The following is a 16,726-nucleotide window of genomic DNA, read 5'->3' on the forward strand; positions in this document are numbered from 1 at the left end:
TCACCCCACCGCCTTGCGCAGGTGCCGGCCGGTCAGCGAGGCCCGGCAGCGGGTCAGGTCCTCGGGCGGGCCGCTGAAGACCACCTCACCGCCGTCCTCACCGGCTCCCGGGCCCAGGTCGACCACCCAGTCGGCGGCCGCCACCACGTCCAGGTCGTGCTCGATCACCACGACCGTGCTGCCCGCCTCGACCAGGCGGTCGAGCAGGCCGATCAGCCGGGTGACGTCCTGGCGGTGCAGCCCGGCGGTCGGCTCGTCGACGATGTACAGCTCGGCCGGCTCGGACAGCTCGATGGCCAGCTTCAGCCGCTGCCGTTCACCGCCGGAGAGCGTCGACAGCGGCTGCCCCAGGCTGATGTACCCCAGCCCGGCCTCGGACAGCAGGCGCAGCACCTCGGCGATGCCAGGTTCGGCGTCGAAGAACTCCGCGGCCAGGTCGACCGACAGCTCCAGCACCTCGGCGATGTTCTTGCCCCGCAACCGGTGCTCGAGCACCTCGGGGCGGAACCGGGTGCCGCGGCACTCCTCGCAGACGGTCTCGATGACGTCGCCGCGGCCCAGCTCGACCTGGATCACCCCGGCCCCGCCGCAGTTCTCGCAGCCGCCCTTGGAGTTGGCCGAGAACTGGCTCGCGGGCTGGCCGCTGGCGTCGGCGAACCGCTTGCGGATCGGGTCCAGGATGCCGATCCAGCTGGCCGGGATGCTGCGGCGGCTGCCGCGCGGCAGGTCCTGGTCGACCACGACCGCCCCGGGTACGGTGCGCCGCAGGGCGCCGCGGGTCAGCGAGCTCTTGCCGGCCCCGGCCACCCCGGTGACGGCGGTCATCACGGCCGTGGGGATCTGCACCGAGATGTTCTTCAGGTTGTTGTCGGAGGCGTTGTTGACCTTGATCCAGTCCCTGGCCTCGCGGGGTTCACGCAGACGGGTCGGGCGGCGCAGGGCCTCGGCGGTGGGGCCCTTGCTGCGGGCCAGCCCGGCCGGGGTGCCGGCGTAGACGATCTGCCCGCCTCCGGTACCGGCCTGCGGGCCCATGTCGATCACCCGGTCGGCCACGCTGAGCACCTGGTAGTCGTGCTCCACCACGAGCACGGTGTTGCCCTGGTCGCGCAGCTCGACCAGATGGCCCAGGACCCGCTCGACGTCGTGCGGGTGCAGCCCGTTGGTGGGCTCGTCGAACACGTAGGTCAGGTCGGTCAGCGCCGAGCCGAGGTGCCGGATCATCTTGATCCGCTGGGACTCCCCGCCGGAGAGACTGGCCGTGCGCCGGGACAGCGACAGGTAGCCCAGGCCGAGCTCGACCATGGCGTCGAGAGCGGCCTGCAGCCGGGGCAGCCCGGCCCCGGTGGGCTTCTTCCACCCCCGGATCTCCTCGGCCAGGTCCTTGACCTCCATCTGGCCGAGCTCGGCGATGGTGCGGCGGTTGAGCTTCACCTTGCGGGCCGGCTCGGCCAGGCGGGAGCCGTCGCACTCGGGGCAGGCCGACTGCACGGCGATGCGGGCCACCGCCTCGCGCACGTGCTTCTGCAGGGAGTCGGGCTCCTTGGCCAGGTACAGCCGGCGCAGCTTGGGCAGCAGACCCTCGTACTTGGTCTTCATGCTGCGGTTGACGATCGTCGCCTCTTCCAGCTCCAGCAGGTGGTGGCGTTCCTTCTTGGTGTAGCGGCCGATCTTCTTGTCCGGGTCGAAGAACTGCGAGTCCACCACGATCGACCAGAAGTTCGAGCCGACCGCGAAGGTCGGGAACCGGATCGCCCCCTCGTTCAGCGACTTGCTCTCGTCCAGCAGCAGGCCCGGGTCGACGTCGGCGTAGAAGCCGGTGCCGTGGCACTTGGGGCACATGCCCAGCGGGTCGTTGAACGAGAAGTGGGTGGCCGACCCCAGGGCCGGGGAACCGTACTGGGCGAACAGCGAGCGCAGTTTCCCGTAGGTGTCGGTGGCCGTGCCCACCGTCGAGCGGGGGTCGGAGCCCAGCCGGCGCTGGTCGACCATCACCACCGGGGCCAGGCCGGTGAGGTCGTCGACGTCGGGGCGCCGGGTGGTGGGCAGCAGTCCTTGCAGGAACGCGGGCTGGGTCTCGTTGAACAGCCGCTGCGACTCGGCCGTGATGGTGCTGATCACCAGTGAGCTCTTCCCTGAGCCGGAGACCCCGGTGAACACGGTCAGCGACTTCTTGTCGATGCTGACCGTGACGTCCCTGAGGTTGTGCGTACGCGCCCCCGTGACGACGATCTTGCTGTGATCGTGGCGCTTCGCGCTCATGAGTGCTCCTCGTGCTCGGTCGGTGCGGACGCCTCCGGCAGGATCCGGAGCGCGTCCATGGGGCACGAGCGCACCGCGCGCTCCAGGTCGCCCCGCGTCTGTGCGGCCGTCGGGACCGACAGATCGATCTGCAGCCGGCCCTGCCGGCTGCCGAAGACCCGGCGGGAGAGGCCCTCGCACTGGTCGTGCAGCTCACAGCGGCGGGCGTCGCCCACCACCGTGAGCCCACCGGCCAGATGGGCCTCCTGGCCGGTCTCAGGCATGAAGCCTCGCCTCCAGCCGGTCGATGCCGCGGATGGTGTTGTGCAGCCGCCAGGTCGGCCGGCCGGTCTCGATCCGGTCGACCTGCCGGATCAGCGCCTTCAGCAGGCTCTGCCCCTCCAGGCGGGAGAGGGCCTGACCGACGCAGGCGTGGATGCCGTGGCCGAACCCGACGTGCTGGCCGACTCCCGGCCGGGCCACCTGGAAGTCCTCCGGGCGGTCCCAGAACCGCTCGTCGCGGTTGGCCGAGCCGAACAGCAGCAGGACCCGGGAGCCCTGGGCCAGCGGGGTGCCGCCCAGTTCGGTGTCCTCGGCGACGTAGCGGGTGAAACCGCGCAGCGGCGACTCGATCCGGATGATCTCGTTGAACGCCGAGCCCACCAGCGAGGGGTCGGCCTTCAGCGCGGCCCACTGCTGCGGGTGCTCGGCCAGCAGCCAGATCATGCTGGACAGGGCGCTGACCGAGGTGTCCATCGACGGGGCCAGGAAGTCGCCGAGCAGACCGGGCAGCAGGTGCTCCTCGATCTTGCCGGCCCGGGCCTCCAGCACCAGTTCCTCGCCCCAGCTGCCGGGCCGCAGGTTGCCCGGCTCGGACATCCGCTGCAGGAACTGCGACATCTCCCCCAGGTGCGGAAAGCCCTCCATGGTGCGCTGGTTCAGCGGTCCGAAGGCGTTGAACCCGGCGCTGGCCCAGTCCAGCAGACGCTCCTTGCCCTCGTCCTCGGGCCAGCCCAGCAGGTCCGGCACCACGGCCAGGGGGAAGGCCTGGGCGAAGTCCCGGACCACTTCGAAGTCGCCCTTGGCCACCAGCTGGGCGACCAGGCGGTCGGCCCAGCCCTCCACGTACTCGTGGATGTCGACCATCGAGCGCGGCCGCAGGTGCCGGGCCACCAGCCCGCGGACGTGGGCGTGCCAGGGCGGGTCGCTGGTGAAGCTGCTGCCCTTCTGGGCCTTGTTCAGGGTGTCGGTCAGGCCCACGCCCTCGCCGGAGATGAACGCCCCGTGGTTGTGCAGGCCGTGCAGCACCTCGTCGTAGCGGGCGGCGCAGAACACCTCGTACTGCGGCAGGTAGCTGACCGGGGCCAGGTCGCGCAGCTCCCGGTAGACCGGGTACGGGTCGGCGATGGACGCGTCGCTGTAGGGGTCGATGTCGGTGGCCGGTACGGTGATGGTCGGCATGAGAGTCCTGACTCCTCAGGTGTCTTGGGCGACGAGCTGCTCGATCAGGGGCACCACACCGGCGGCGGTGGGCGCGGTGGCGGCGTCCTCGGCCAGCTCGCGGGCCTTCAGCGCGTAGCCGGGCTCACGCAGCATCTCGGCGGTCACCTCGGCGACGGCCTCGGGTGAGCCCTCCTCGCGGTACAGGCTGCGGGCCGAGCCCTGGTCGGTGAACCTCTTCAGGGTCGGCACGAACGCCTCGAAGGGATTGAGCAGCAACTGCGGGGTGGCGGTGTTGACGGCGTTGATCGCGGTCAGCCCTCCGGCCGGGTGGATCAGCACGTCGCTGCTGGGCAGGATGAACTCCAGGGGGATCCAGCCGGCCCGGACCTGGGGGAACTCCTGCCGCACGACCTCGGCCTTGTCCTCGCCGATGGCCACCACCACCTCGGGCCCGAGCCTGGTCAGCTCGCCCAGCAGCCCCAGCACCCGGCCCATCACCCGGGGGTCGGCATAGCGGAAACTGCCCATGGTCAGGCAGATCCGGCCGGCGTCGGGGGCCTGGATCATCCACGGCTCGATCCGGCGCGGGGTGTTGTGCGGGGTCCAGCGCATCAGCGAGTCGGTACTGGCCAGGCTGGGCGGGCAGATGTCGAGCTGCAGAGTGGGTTCCGGCAGCGTGGTGGCGCCGATCTTGCCCAGCTGCTCGGCCATCTCGGTGCACACGTACTGCTCGTAGCCGTGGATGTCGAAGACGTCCCAGGACTGGCGCACGAAGGGGATGCCCAGGTAGCGCGCGGCGACCTCGGCGCCGTGCCCGAGGCTGCCGGCGATGATCACGTCGGCGCCCCACAGGCGGGCCACCTCGACCAGGTCGTCGAACACGTAGCTGCCCTGACGGCCGAACCAGTGCCCCAGGTAGAGCATCTCCTGGGCCGGTTCGTGCGGGTACTCGATGGCCGGGCGGCCCTCGGAGGCCGCCTTGATCCCCTCGGTCGTGTGCCCGGCGGCGACCACGTAGGAGGGCAGCCCGACCCCCAGGACGGCCGGGGCCATCTCCTCGAACGAGGCCACCAGGATCTCGTGCCCGGCCGCCCGCAGGGCCGAGGCCAGCGGGCCGATCGCGAACGCGCTGGCCGGGCTGGTGCCGGCCGCGTAGAAGAGCGCCTTCACCGGGCCACCGCCGGCCGGGCCGCGTCGCGCTCGGCGAAGTAGGCCTCGTTGAGGCCGACGACCTCGAACGAGATCTCCGCCATCGCGTCGGTGATCAGCCGGCTGGAGCGCAGCTGCCGGACCAGGTCCAGGTAGTCCTCCATCTCCTCGAACCGCATGACGAAGAAGCTCTCCGCCTCGTGGCCGTAGCGGATCGCCCGCACCGGGGTGACCTCTCCCCCGGCCTTGACGAAGCCGGCGATGGCCGGGAAGACGTGCTCGTGCTCGAAGTCGATCCGGTTCTCGTAGGCCAGCGCGTACCAGGGCTTCTGGTAGTCGACGACCATCACGGCGGTGAACTTCATCGGTGCACTCCTGAGATCCTGGGGGCGGGTGGTCAGGCCGGTCGGGCGAGGCGCTCGGCGTGCAGGTGCCAGATCGACGAGACCACGCAGCCGTTCTCGTCCACGCTGACGCCGGTCAGGTTCTGCGTCGGCGCGTCCAGCTCGAAGGTGCGCGGGTCGACCATCTGCGCCACCGCGGCGGCCGGCAGCGAACTGGAGTAACGCGCCGAGGAGATCGAGTGGATCTTCCAGGTGGCCTCGAAGTCGGTCCGCAGCTCCACGGCCGAGCTGCGGCGCGGCCCCGGGAAGTCGGGGGTGAGCTCGGTGGCGAAGGTGAACAGGTGCAGCTGGGCCCGCTCCTGCGTGATCGCGTCCAGGAGCGCCAGGTAGGCCGGGATCTCGGTGCGGGGCAGGGTGTGGAAGAACGCGCTGTCCAGCACGGTGTCGTAGCGCACGCCGGCCTCGGCCAGACCGAACGCGTCCGCCGCCACGAACCGCACGTCCAGGCCGACCTTCTCGGCCTTCTCCTGGGCGCACTCGATCGCCACCGGCGAGATGTCGACGCCGGTCACCTGCAGTCCCTTGGACGCCAGGTACAGGGCGTTGTCGCCGAGCCCGCAGCCGATGTCCAGCACGTGCCCGCCCAGCGCGTCGCGGTCGGCCAGGGCCCGCACCGCCGGCTGGGGCCCACCGATGTTCCAGGGCATCAGCGGGCCGCTCTTCTGGCCGTCGCCGTACAGCTTCTCGAAAGGGATTCGTTCGGTGGAGGTCACGCGATCACACCTCTGCGGGGTCGATGGACATGCGGTGGTGGAAGACGCCGTGCGGGTCCCAGGTGCGCTTGGTGCGCTGCAGGCGTCCGTAGTTCTCCTGGTAGTACAGATCGCTCCAGGCCGCGTCGGAGCGGTTGTGCATGGGATCGAGCACGTCCGCGTCGGGGTAGTTGATGTAGCAGCCGTCGGTCGAGGCGTTGCTCAGCGGGACCCCGCCGGTCTCGGCGAAGAACTCCTCGTACAGCCCCCGGAGCCAGCCCAGCTGCAGCTCGTCCTGGCCCTGGTCCAGCCAGGCGGTGAACCACGACGACTTCGCGATCGAGTCGCGCTGCACCGAGGCGGTGGCGGTGCGCTCGCGCCGGTTGATCTCACCGCCGTAGCTGTTGAGCATCACGTACGAGGCCGGACCGGCGTGCGGGGTGGTCAGGTGCCGGTAGAGCACGGCCAGTTGCCCGGCGCCCGGGGCGGCCCGGTGATAGGCCGACTTGGAGGCCGAGCGGGCCCCCATCACGTCGCCGCAGTCGGCCTGGCTCATGTAGCGCGTGCCGGTCAGGAACGTCATCCGCCCACCCCGGGGGATGCCCATGACCCGGGTGCCGGCGGTCAGGCCGGCCACGAAATCGGCCAGGGCCGAGCCGTCCTGGTCGATGTCGGCGTCCGACTGGACCATCAGCTGCAGGTACGGCGTGGTGTTGTGGTGCAGGAAGAACGTGGCGAACACCGAGGCCTCGGCGGTGCCGGGCTCCTGATGGCGTTCGTGCCAGGCGAAGAAGCGCCCGATCAGCTCGGTGAAGGCGGCCTCGTCGATCATCGGCCACGGGTAGATGATCTTCTGCACGTGCAGGCCGCCGGCCGCCCGCGGCAGGCGCACGCCGGCGCCCGGCTCGACGAGGTGCTCGGGGCTACGGAACTCGTAGGCGGTGACCACACCGAAATTGCCGCCCCCGCCGCCGGTGTGGGCCCAGAACAGGTCGCCCAGCTCGCCGTCGTCATTGGCCCGGGCGGTGATCAGGCGCACCTGACGGTCGCCGTCGACCACCGCGACCTCGACCGCGGCGAGATGGTCGGCCACCAGGCCCAGTTGCCGCGACAGGGGGCCGTAGCCGCCACCGGCCACCAGACCGCCCATGCCGACCGCCGAGCAGGCACCCAGCGGCAGGGTCACGCCCCACTCCCGGAACAGCTCCTTCTGGACCTGGCCCACGGTGGCGCCGGCCTCCACCCGCACCCCGTGACCGTCGGCGGTGAGCCGGATGTCGTTCAGCCGGTGCAGGTCCAGCACCAGGTTCCGCCGGGGCGTACCGACGAAGTCCTGACCGCAGTGGCCACCGGAGCGGCAGGAGATCTCCCACCCCTGCGTCACCGCCTCCTGCATCGCGGTCACCACCTCGGCCGCGGTGCGCGGCAGGACGAAGGCGTCCGGAAGCACCTCGAAACGCTGGTTGTCCGAGTGCGACAGCTCGGCGAACCGGGGGTCACCGGGCCGGACCTGTTCCTGGAGCCGGATCCCGGGCGCCACCCCGGCGCTCACGGGGTCGCCTCCTCGAGCGAGCGGGAGAACACCACCTCGTAGGTGTTCGACTCGTAGGAGGTCAGCAGCGACCGGGCCCGGGCCCGCATGTCCCGGTCGTGCCGGGGGCGCTGCTGCTCGGGCTGGTCGTGGAACCGCTCGTAGTCGGCCTGGCTGTCCCACTGGGCGTAGTTGACCACGATGTCGCCGTCCAGACCGCGCAGGATGCTGTGCGAGCGGTAGCCGGGCTGCGTGCGCATCCACTCGTCCGGCTTGGTCATCAGGTCCACCAGTTCGGCCTGGTCGGCGCCGTCGCAGCCCATCAGCACGATCACGGTGAAGTCGTCCCGGTCGGGATCGATCAGCACCGGGGCGTCCGCGGAGCTCTGCACGGTGACCACCTCGGTCTTCAGCAGGTGCACCGAGGTGGTCAGGTCGGTGAAGTACGGCACCGTGTTGTGCTTGAAGTTCTCGCCCTCGTAGCGCTCGCGCAGGTCGGCCAGCGAACGCCACTGGATGTAGTTGGCGGCGCAGGGTTTCGCGATCCCGCCGTGCAGGGTGGAGGAGCGCCAGCCGTCGTAGTTGGCGTTGGAGATGATGCCGCGCATCGCCTCCAGCAGGGTGGCCTGCTTCTGCAGGTCGGTGGTGTTGAACAGGTTGAAGACGGTCAGCGAGCCGTTGTCGGGGGTGATGAGGGGCATGGGTCCTCCTAGGGGCGCTTGGTGCCGTGGACGATGGACTGCAGGCCGGCCCGGCTCAGACCGGTCACCTCGATGCCGAGTTCGGCGAGCAGGACGCGGAAGTCCTCCAGCGAGCGCTGCTTGCCGTCGCAGAGCACCAGCATGTCCATGTCCATCAGGCCGATCGCCTCGTCGAACTGCGCGTCGACCCCGACCACGGCCTCGATGACGGCCAGGTCGTCGCCCGGGCGCATGGCGGTGGCGATGTTGCGCAGGATGGCCCGGGTGCGCGAGTCGTCCCAGTCGTGCAGGACGTTCGAGATCAGGAAGATGTCGCTGCCGCTGGGCAGTTCGTCGAAGAACGAGCCCGGGGCCAGGGTGACCCGTTCGGCGACCCCGGCGTCCTGGAGCACCTGGGGGGCCCGGGCCAGGACGTCCGGCTGGTCGACCAGGACGCCGTTCAGGTGGGGGAACTCGCGCAGGACGGACGAGAGCAGGGCCCCGCGTCCGCCGCCGATGTCGGTGACCGACTTGTAGCGGCTGAAGTCGATGCCCTGCACCACCGGGCGGATGACGTGGCGCGAGAGTTCGGTCATGGCCGCGTTGAACACCGCGCCGGTGTCGGGGTGGGTGTCGAAGAAGTCCCAGACCCCGGTGCCGTGGACGGCCGCGAACGGCGACCGGCCGGTGCGCACCGCGGTGGGCAGATGGGCCCAGGTGGCCCGGTCGGCGCTGGAGCCGGACCAGCGCGCGAAGTTGCGCATCGAGTGGGCCGACTCGGTGGCCAGGGCCTCTCCGAGCTCGGTCAGTTCCAGGGTGCCGTGCGGGGCCTCGGCGATCAGGCCCACCGCGCGGGCGGCCCGGCAGAAGCGGTCACTGATGTCCCGCTCCAGACCCAGCCGGAAGGCCAGCTGGGTGGGGGTCAGGCTCCCGGCCCGGAACGCGTCGGCGACCCCGAGTTCGGCGAAGGTGCTGACGACCCCCGCACGCCAGCTCCCCATCAGCAGGTCGAGGATCTGCACGCTCACCGGAGGTCGGGCCGGCAGGGTCCTTGCGTCGTCCGAAATCTTCATGATGTCCCTTCGGGGGTACGCGGAACCGAGGGCGACGAACGTGGTTCCACTGAGATGGTCGTCGCCTCGGCGAACAGGCCGACAGGTATGCCTGTGGGAGGGAGGTGGGATCTTCGGGGCGGGACTGTGGGCGGGCGCGGCCGGCCCACAGCCCCGCGGGTGCTATGCCGTGGGCGTACCGGCCTCACGGCCGGCACCCGCCTCGGCCGGGTCGGCCTCGGCGCTGGGCCGGGCAGCTGCGGTCTTGGGGATCAGGAAGGTGGCCAGCAGCCCCAGGAACAGCAGGGCGGCGCAGGTGTAGCCGTTGATCTGCACGCCGTAGGTCATGGCCTCACGGGCGGCATCGGCGGCCGACGCCGTGTTCGGGTCGGCGGCCAGAGCCGGGATGGCCGCACCGGCGCTGTCGCCGACGGCCTTGCCGAGCTCTTCGGCCGCGCCCGCGGGGGCTCCGGAGTCCTTCAGCCGATCCACCGTGCTGGAAGCCAGGACGCTGAAGAACGTGGTGGTCAGCACCGCGATACCGAGGGCGGAGCCGAGCTGGCGGGAGGCGCTCTGGATGCCCGAGCCCTGACCGGCCTTGCGCGGCGGGACGTCGACCAGGACCACGTTGGTGACCTGGGCGGTGGCGAAGCCGACGCCGGTGCCGTACAGGAACAGGCCGATCGCGATGATCCACCAGCTGGAGTCGCTGCGGGCCAGGACCGCGAAGACCAGCAGGCCCAGCGCCTCCAGGACGAGGCCGATCTGGACCAGGCGCACCGGGGAGGTCTTCTCGGCCATCCCGAAGCTGGCGCCGCTGGCGAAGAAGCTGCCGATCGCCACCACGGCGATCATCAGGCCGGTCTGCAGGGTCGAGTAGCCCAGGGTGAACTGCAGCCACAGCGGCAGCACGGCCAGGATCCCGAACTCGGCCAGGCCGATGATCAGGGTGGCCAGGTTGCCGGTGCTGAACGACCGGATCGAGAACAGCTGGGTGTCCATCAGCGGCTCGGGCGAGCGGGTCCGGGTCAGCCGGGCCTGGTGCAGCAGGAACAGGACCAGGGCCACCGCCGAGACGGCCAGCGCGACCGGGATCACCGACAGGTCGCCGAACGAGATGCCCAGCGGCCCGGACTCCCGGGTCGACTCCCACCAGCCGTAGTTGCGGCCCTCGATCAGGCCGAAGGCCAGCAGCCCCAGGCCGACCACCGACAGCACGGCCCCGAGCACGTCGAGGGCGGCCCGCTGGGTGTGGGCCTCGGTCAGGTACTTCATCACGCCGGCCACGATCATCGCGATTACCACGATGTTGATGCCGAAGGCCCAGCGCCAGGAGATCTCGCCCAGCCAGCCGCCCAGCAGCGGGCCGACCGCGGCGGCCGCGCCGATGGTGGAACCCCAGATGGCGAAGGCCTTTCCGCGGTCCGGCCCCTGGAAGGTGTAGTTCAGCAGGGCCAGCGAGGTGGGCATGACGATCGACCCGCCGATGCCCTGCACCAGGCGCGCGGCGATCAGCACGTCACCGTTGGGGGCCAGGGCCGCGGCGATGCTGGCCACCCCGAACAGGAGGGTGCCGAGCAGGAAGAGCCGACGGGCCCCCCAGATGTCGGAAAGGCGCCCCATCACCAGCAGCAGGGCCGCCAGGGCGATGGCGTAGGACTCCTGGATCCACTGCGCGTCGAGCGAGGAGATGTCCAGGTCTTCCACGATCGGCGGGATGATCACGTTGACGATGGTGAAGTCGACGACCACGAGGGAGACCCCCAGTGAGATCGCCAGCAGGCCCATCCAGTCACTTCTGGACGCCTGCACGGGGTTCGGTGCATCGGCCGACATGAGGTGGCCTCTCTCGGTAGTGGAGACGGGCTGGGCGGTCCGGGCTGGCCGGATCTGCGCCTCGAGCCGAGATTCCCACCGCGGCGTGACAGGTCCTGTCCGCTACTACGCCTTCGAGAGGGGCTGTTCAGGGGAGGATCAGCCGGCGTCGGTCAGGCAGAAGGGGTGCCCGGCCGGGTCGCGGAACACCCGGAACGTGAGCTGATCGCCCGGCACCCTTGTGGCCCCGGCCTGCAGCGCGTGCGCCTCACCGGCGTCCAGGTCGTCCACCGCGATGTCGAGATGGGCCTGCTGCGGGTGCGCCGGATCGGGCCACTGCGGGGCGGTGTAGCCCTCGACCTGCCGGAACTTCACCACGAAGCTGCGGTCCGGGCTCAGCACGGGCTCGCCGGAGGCCACCTCGACACCCAGCAGTCGCCCGTAGAACGCGGCCAGTGCGGCCGCGTCGGGGGCGTCGACCACGACCGCCTCCAGACCGGCCGCCTCGCCGACGCCCGAACAGCAGCACAGGCCGAACGGGTGCCCGGCCGGGTCAGCCAGGGTGATGTGGCCGAATGTCTGCTCCAGCCGTGTCGCCCCCAGCCGCTCGGCCTGCTGAGCGGTTGCTGCCGGATCGCTGACCAGCAGATCCAGCCGAAACTGGGACGGCGGCCCCGGCACGTGGTCAGGTGCCGCCTGCAGCCCGACCTCGAACCCCTCCCGGGTGCGCAGGGTGACCCAGCCGGCGTCGGACTCGGCGATCGTCCAGCCGGTCAGCGAGGCGTAGAACCCGGCCAGGGCCTCGATGTCGGCCGCATCGAGAACGACCGCCTCAAGACGCCCACGAATCGATTCGCCCGACATGCGGCAACCCTATGCTCAGCCGCCCCAGTACGACCCCCTTTGCCGCGACTCGCACCGGCGGGCCTTCTCACCGAGCGAGAATGTCGATCTCCGCCGCCCCGGAGTCCTTGACACTGGTCTCGAGCGTGGCCGGGCCGGGCACAGCCCCCGGTGGCAAAGTGACCGTGGTGGCGAAGGCGCCGGTCTCGATGTCCGCCTGGGCCTCACCCACGTCGATCCGGGTCTCCCCTTGAACCAGGAAGAGCCTGATCGGCCGGGTCATCCCCTTCGACTCCGCCGCCCTGCCGTTGGCGATCGTGTCACCGCACTCGCTGAGGAACGACTCCCCCTGCACCTCAAGGGAATCGCCGGGGACGGCCTCGCGAATCGACACCAGCAGGCCGGGGCGGGCACAACCAGCGTTCTCAGACGTCGACGTTGCGCAGGCCGCCAGTCCGGCCACCGCCAGCAGAACGACCACAGACCGCGCCATCCCTGGCCTCCTTCGACACTCCCCGACGCAGAAATCCTGTCACATCGGCGCGAGCACGTCCCTCACTACCTCCGATAGCCGGGGCACCAGGAAGAAGTGCCCGCCCGGATGCACGCCCAGCCGGAAGGGCCCGGCGGTGACATCGGCCCAGTGCTCCATCAGCGGCGGCGGGGCATGCTGGTCGTCGGTTCCGGACAGAGCCAGGACCGGGGTGCACAACGGCGGATGGGGCAGGGCCGCATAGGTTTCGACGGCCTGGTAGTCGGAACGCATGATCGGCAGGATCAGGGCGCGCATGTCCGGGTCGGCCAGCAGGGCCTCCGGGACACCGCCCAGCTGAAGCACTTCCGCTGCGAAGGCCTTGTCGTCGAGCTGGTGCAGCACACCGGGACGATGGTGGCGCCGGGCGATCCGGCCCGAGACGACGAGCCGTTGCAGGGTTGTCGAGGTCTCCAGGCGGCGGGCGACCTCATAGGCCACGAGAGCACCCATGCTGTGCCCGAACAGCCACAGCGGTGTCCCGTCGAGAAGGCCCGGCACTTCGGCTGTCTGGTCGGCCAGACGCTGCAGATCGGGTACGAGCGGCTCGCCGAAACGGTCTTCCCGGCCGGGGTACTGCACGGCCCAGAGTTCGCAGTCTGCGGGTAGCGCCGCGGCCCAGTCACGGTAGAAGCCCGCACCCGCGCCTGCGGGTGGGAAGCAGACGAAGCGACGGGCGCGCACGCCCCGGGCCGGCCACCGCCGCACCCAGGAGGCCGTCGTGGCTGTGGTCACGACGTTGCCAGAAGCTGCTCGATCGGTGCGAGAGTGGCCACCATGCGGCCGATCTCGAGCACAGGCACGCCGTTCACCCGACTGCCCCCACGCACGATGCTCATGCCGCCGAGGTTCCGCACGAAGACGATCTCGTGGTCGATCCGGGAGCCCAGCTGCACGGGCGGGCCGAACGTGACCCGTTCGGCGGTGCCCGCCACCGGAACCCCGCCGACGCTCACGTGCGGGTGGGGGCGTTCGGCGAGCAGGAGGACGAGGGCCGCCTGGGCCCAGGACTCCAGCAGCATGGCCTGAGGCAGCACATCGCCCACCGGTTCCAGCCAGGCCGGTTCGGCCGACACGGTGTGGTGGGCCACAGCCCGCTTGCCCGGCACGAGTTCGCTGACCTGGTCGACCAAGAGGATGGGAGGGCGGTGCGGAATGATGCCGGCGATCGCCTCCCGGTCCAGCACAACCGGCAGCTCTGCGGCCGGAGGACGCACCGGGAGCGGTCCCGGATGGTGGGCGGCCTGGGTGCGGAAGCGGATCTGGGCCGATGGGCGACCGGCGGCCGTGACCATTGCGGTGCATAGACTTCCGCCGGGCTCGACGGTGATCTTGGCGACGATCTCCTCACCGGGGAAGGTCGGGCCGACGAACCGGCACTGCTCGACCTCGACCAGTTCGGCGTCCGGGAAGGCCCGCCGGACCACGTCGACCAGGTAGGCGCCCGGCACGAGCGGGAAGTCGGGGTAGTGGCCTTTCAACACCGAATGATGGACGGGTGTGGTCACCTTCACGGTGATGCCTACCGGGGTGGTGGTGTCAGTGGTCATCGGATACTCCGGGGGCCGGTGCGGCTGATCAGGTCGGCTGTGCTGGTGAGGACGGCCTTGCCGCCGTCGGAGTTGGTCAGGCAGACGAAACCGGTGCCGGAGGCGATCCGGGTCATGCTGATCGCCCGGAAGCCCACCACCTCACCGGCGTGACCGAACTCGGGGTCCTCGCCGCTGGTGTCGAGCACCGTGCCCAGGCCGTAGAAGCTGCCCGGGTGCTGCAGGGTGAGCATCTGCCGGGCCGCCCCGGGTGAGAGCAGGGTGGCCGGTTCACCCCGATAGGCGTGCCGCAGGTCGACTGCGATGCGGGCCAGGTCGGCGGCGGTGGTCCAGAGACCGTTCGCGGCCACCGTGGGCCGGGTGCGCCAGCCTTCCGTGATCGGCCGGCCCACGGCATCGTGGCCCAGGGCGCGTTCCTGGTCGTCGAAGTCGTGCCGGAACGTACTGCCGGTGAGGCCCAGCGGGGCGAACACGAACTCGTCGGCGAGTTCGGCGAAGGGGGTGCCGGTGCGGTCTTCCAGGAGAAGCTGAAGGACGGCCCAGTGCGATCCACTCTTCTGGAACGTGCTCTCCGGCGCCGCGTCCCGGCGGATCGGCCCCTCCTGCCCCGGCGCGGTGCCCTGCAGGACGGCGACCAGCGAGGGCAGGTCCTGGGTGGGCGAGTACCAGGTGGCCGGCGTCGGGGACAGGCCCGAGCGGTTGGCCAGCAGGTGCCGCATGGTCACCGGGCCGTACCCGCCGGGGATCCGCCAGCGGCGCAGGTGGATGTTCACGTCCTGGTCGAGGTTGAGCAGGCCCCGGTCGACCAGGCGCAACGCCAGGCAGGCGCTGACGTGCTTGCTGATCGAGGCGACGTGGAAGCGGGTCTGCTCGGTGACGGCGGCCCCGCCCGGCGTGAGGAGACCACTGGTCGTCACCTCGCTGATCTCACCGTTGTGGATCACCGCCACACTGGCGCCGGGGACGTCGTTGTCCTCGAGCGCCTGACGCAGGCCCAGCGCGACCACCGAGCGGGCCGACCGCGCAGCCTGGTCGATGCTCGCCGCGAGCTGCTCGACGGTCTCGGACATCAGCAGCGTCTTCAGCTGCACGGTGAGCCCGGCCCGGCGGGCGGCCCCGAGCAGGCTGACGATGCGCAGCGAGTCGATGCCCAGGCGGGAGAACCGGTCCCGCACGCTGATCCGGTCCCGGCCCAGGGTCTCCGCGCAGATCCGCACGATCAGCCGCTCGGTGTCGGTCCGCGGCTCGACGTACTCGTCCCCGTCCCGGTAGCTGTCACTCGAAGGGGCGGGCAGGGCCTGCCGGTCGACCTTGCCCGAGGCCAGCAGGGGCAGCTCGGGCAGCACCACCACCGCGGCCGGGACCATGTATGCAGGCAGTTCCTGGCCCAGGTACTCCCGCAGGCCGACCGCGTCACCGCCGGTGGCGTAGGCGACGAGGCCCTTGTCACCTTCAGAGTCCTCCCGCAGCACCACCACGGCATCGCCGCCGGCCAGGTCCGGGTGCCTGCGCAGACACTCCTCGATCTCACCGAGCTCGATCCGGTGGCCGCGCAGCTTGACCTGGTGATCCACCCGGCCCAGGCACTCCAGCTCGCCGTCGGGCCGCATCCGGGCCAGGTCGCCGGTGCGGTACATCCGGGCCCCCGGACGCCCGAAGGGCTCGGGCACGAACCGTTCCGCGGTCAGGTCGGGGCGGTCGGCATAGCCGCGAGCCACTCCGTCCCCGGCCAGGTACAGCTCGCCGACCACCCCAGGGGCGACCGGCTCGAGGCCGTCACCGAGAACGTAGGCGCGAGTGTTGTGCAGCGGACGCCCGATCGCCACTCCCCCGGCGCCGCCTTCTGGAATGAGCCAGCCGGTGGACCAGACCGTGGTCTCGGTGGGCCCGTACAGGTTGTACAGCACCGGCACCCGCCGGCTCAGCTCGGCCGCCAGACTCGGCGGGCAGGCCTCGCCGGTGGTGATCGCCGTGATGTCTCGCTGCCCGAAACCGGTGGCCAGCAGCAGTCTCCAGCCCGAGGGGGTGGCCTGCAGGTGGGTCACCCCCTCGCCCTGGACCAGTTCGCACAGGGCGAGGGGGTCGTGCACCTGCTGGTCGGTGGCCAGCACCACCGTGCCGCCGGTGATCAGCGGCAGCCAGAGCTCGGCCATCGAGATGTCGAACGAGAACGAGGTGGCGGCCAGCCAGACGTGCCCCGGCCCAGAACCGAGCCGGGCCCGCATCGAGAACAGGAGGTTGATCAGAGCGCGCCGGCTGATCTGCACGCCCTTCGGCCGCCCGGTGGAGCCGGAGGTGAAGAGCACGTAGGCCAGCAGATCCCGGTCGTCCCGGCCGGGCCCGGCCTGGGCCGGAGGACCGGTCAGACGGTCGGTCAGCACAGTGTGCCCAGCGAAGCCGGCAGGCAGGTTCGCGGTGAGCCCCGAGGCGGTGAGCACCACCCGGACCCCGGCCGTGGCCAGCATGTACCCGATGCGCTCGGGTGGCAGAGCGGGATCGACCGGCAGGTAGGCCGCCCCGGCCCGCCAGACCCCCAGCATCCCGGCAAGGGCCTGCTCGGACCGTTCCAGCATCACCGCCACCACCTGGTCGGGCCCGGCCCCGGCCGCGGCCAGCCCGCGGGCGACCGAGCCGGACAGGCGGTCGAGCTCGGCGTACGTGATGCGGCGCCCGCCCACCACCACCGCCTCAGCGTGCGGAGTCCGCAGAGCCTGCTCGGTGAAACAGGCCGCCAGGCTGTCGATCGGCGCCTTGACCCGCACCGGGGCCGAATCCGTCGTCAGAGTAGTCATTGTGA

At 70.9% G+C, this 16,726-nt stretch carries 15 protein-coding genes; all 15 read right to left on the reverse strand.

Translation table 11 applies throughout. The annotated features are described in order from the left end of the window. On the reverse strand, nucleotides 1-2,259 hold the full coding sequence (locus tag LWF15_RS19270) for an ATP-binding cassette domain-containing protein (protein WP_232812238.1): 2,259 nt from the start codon (nucleotides 2,257-2,259) through the stop codon (nucleotides 1-3). Beyond that, nucleotides 2,256-2,522 carry a hypothetical protein gene (locus LWF15_RS19275; protein WP_232812239.1) on the reverse strand — a complete coding sequence of 89 codons (267 nt, stop codon included), beginning with the start codon at nucleotides 2,520-2,522 and terminating at the stop codon, nucleotides 2,256-2,258. The genes LWF15_RS19270 and LWF15_RS19275 overlap by 4 nt, the downstream gene beginning before the upstream one ends. After that, nucleotides 2,515-3,699 carry a cytochrome P450 gene (locus LWF15_RS36570; protein WP_269810444.1) on the reverse strand — a complete coding sequence of 395 codons (1,185 nt, stop codon included), beginning with the start codon at nucleotides 3,697-3,699 and terminating at the stop codon, nucleotides 2,515-2,517. Before LWF15_RS36570 ends, LWF15_RS19275 begins: the two co-directional genes overlap by 8 nt. Nucleotides 3,700-3,714: 15 nt before the next feature. Continuing rightward, nucleotides 3,715-4,851: a glycosyltransferase gene (locus tag LWF15_RS37645; RefSeq protein ID WP_232812240.1), complete on the reverse strand. Its 1,137-nt coding sequence runs from the start codon at nucleotides 4,849-4,851 to the stop codon at nucleotides 3,715-3,717. Beyond that, nucleotides 4,848-5,195: a hypothetical protein gene (locus tag LWF15_RS19290; protein ID WP_232812241.1), complete on the reverse strand. Its 348-nt coding sequence runs from the start codon at nucleotides 5,193-5,195 to the stop codon at nucleotides 4,848-4,850. The genes LWF15_RS37645 and LWF15_RS19290 overlap by 4 nt, the downstream gene beginning before the upstream one ends. Before the next feature lie 32 nt (nucleotides 5,196-5,227). Continuing rightward, nucleotides 5,228-5,947 carry a class I SAM-dependent methyltransferase gene (locus tag LWF15_RS19295; protein ID WP_232812242.1) on the reverse strand — a complete coding sequence of 240 codons (720 nt, stop codon included), beginning with the start codon at nucleotides 5,945-5,947 and terminating at the stop codon, nucleotides 5,228-5,230. A 4-nt stretch (nucleotides 5,948-5,951) separates the two neighbouring features. After that, on the reverse strand, nucleotides 5,952-7,478 hold the full coding sequence (locus LWF15_RS19300; RefSeq protein ID WP_232812243.1) for an FAD-binding oxidoreductase: 1,527 nt from the start codon (nucleotides 7,476-7,478) through the stop codon (nucleotides 5,952-5,954). Beyond that, on the reverse strand, nucleotides 7,475-8,158 hold the full coding sequence (locus LWF15_RS19305) for an antibiotic biosynthesis monooxygenase family protein (RefSeq protein WP_232812244.1): 684 nt from the start codon (nucleotides 8,156-8,158) through the stop codon (nucleotides 7,475-7,477). The genes LWF15_RS19300 and LWF15_RS19305 overlap by 4 nt, the downstream gene beginning before the upstream one ends. Before the next feature lie 8 nt (nucleotides 8,159-8,166). After that, nucleotides 8,167-9,210: a methyltransferase gene (locus LWF15_RS19310; RefSeq protein ID WP_232812245.1), complete on the reverse strand. Its 1,044-nt coding sequence runs from the start codon at nucleotides 9,208-9,210 to the stop codon at nucleotides 8,167-8,169. Nucleotides 9,211-9,372: 162 nt separating this feature from the next. Further along, the gene (locus LWF15_RS19315) at nucleotides 9,373-10,977 is read right to left on the reverse strand and encodes a DHA2 family efflux MFS transporter permease subunit (protein WP_232812246.1); all 1,605 of its coding nucleotides are present in this window, start codon (nucleotides 10,975-10,977) and stop codon (nucleotides 9,373-9,375) included. Nucleotides 10,978-11,163: 186 nt separating this feature from the next. Further along, nucleotides 11,164-11,868, reverse strand: a complete 705-nt coding sequence (locus LWF15_RS19320; RefSeq protein ID WP_232812247.1) for a VOC family protein — start codon at nucleotides 11,866-11,868, stop codon at nucleotides 11,164-11,166. Between the two features lie 67 nt (nucleotides 11,869-11,935). Further along, nucleotides 11,936-12,340 carry a hypothetical protein gene (locus LWF15_RS19325; RefSeq protein ID WP_232812248.1) on the reverse strand — a complete coding sequence of 135 codons (405 nt, stop codon included), beginning with the start codon at nucleotides 12,338-12,340 and terminating at the stop codon, nucleotides 11,936-11,938. Between the two features lie 39 nt (nucleotides 12,341-12,379). Beyond that, nucleotides 12,380-13,114, reverse strand: a complete 735-nt coding sequence (locus LWF15_RS19330; protein ID WP_232812249.1) for a thioesterase II family protein — start codon at nucleotides 13,112-13,114, stop codon at nucleotides 12,380-12,382. Next, nucleotides 13,111-13,929 (reverse strand): hotdog family protein, encoded by an 819-nt coding sequence (locus LWF15_RS19335; protein ID WP_232812250.1) that lies wholly within the window; start codon nucleotides 13,927-13,929, stop codon nucleotides 13,111-13,113. Before LWF15_RS19335 ends, LWF15_RS19330 begins: the two co-directional genes overlap by 4 nt. Continuing rightward, entirely contained in the window at nucleotides 13,926-16,721 is a 2,796-nt protein-coding gene (locus LWF15_RS19340; RefSeq protein ID WP_232812251.1) for a non-ribosomal peptide synthetase, read from the reverse strand. Before LWF15_RS19340 ends, LWF15_RS19335 begins: the two co-directional genes overlap by 4 nt. Nucleotides 16,722-16,726 lie beyond the last annotated feature (5 nt).

It is taken from the genome of Kineosporia rhizophila (genome assembly GCF_021277265.1).
Taxonomy (GTDB): Bacteria; Actinomycetota; Actinomycetes; order Actinomycetales; family Kineosporiaceae; genus Kineosporia; species Kineosporia rhizophila.

Coding starts and splice junctions, on each gene's coding strand:
- LWF15_RS19270 (WP_232812238.1), bottom strand. CDS start 2,259: ATGAGCGCGAAGCGCCACGATCACAGCAAGATCGTCGTCACGGGGGCG.
- LWF15_RS19275 (WP_232812239.1), bottom strand. CDS start 2,522: ATGCCTGAGACCGGCCAGGAGGCCCATCTGGCCGGTGGGCTCACGGTG.
- LWF15_RS36570 (WP_269810444.1), bottom strand. CDS start 3,699: ATGCCGACCATCACCGTACCGGCCACCGACATCGACCCCTACAGCGAC.
- LWF15_RS19290 (WP_232812241.1), bottom strand. CDS start 5,195: ATGAAGTTCACCGCCGTGATGGTCGTCGACTACCAGAAGCCCTGGTAC.
- LWF15_RS19305 (WP_232812244.1), bottom strand. CDS start 8,158: ATGCCCCTCATCACCCCCGACAACGGCTCGCTGACCGTCTTCAACCTG.
- LWF15_RS19310 (WP_232812245.1), bottom strand. CDS start 9,210: ATGAAGATTTCGGACGACGCAAGGACCCTGCCGGCCCGACCTCCGGTG.
- LWF15_RS19315 (WP_232812246.1), bottom strand. CDS start 10,977: ATGGGCCTGCTGGCGATCTCACTGGGGGTCTCCCTCGTGGTCGTCGAC.
- LWF15_RS19320 (WP_232812247.1), bottom strand. CDS start 11,868: ATGTCGGGCGAATCGATTCGTGGGCGTCTTGAGGCGGTCGTTCTCGAT.
- LWF15_RS19325 (WP_232812248.1), bottom strand. CDS start 12,340: ATGGCGCGGTCTGTGGTCGTTCTGCTGGCGGTGGCCGGACTGGCGGCC.
- LWF15_RS19335 (WP_232812250.1), bottom strand. CDS start 13,929: ATGACCACTGACACCACCACCCCGGTAGGCATCACCGTGAAGGTGACC.
- LWF15_RS19340 (WP_232812251.1), bottom strand. CDS start 16,721: ATGACTACTCTGACGACGGATTCGGCCCCGGTGCGGGTCAAGGCGCCG.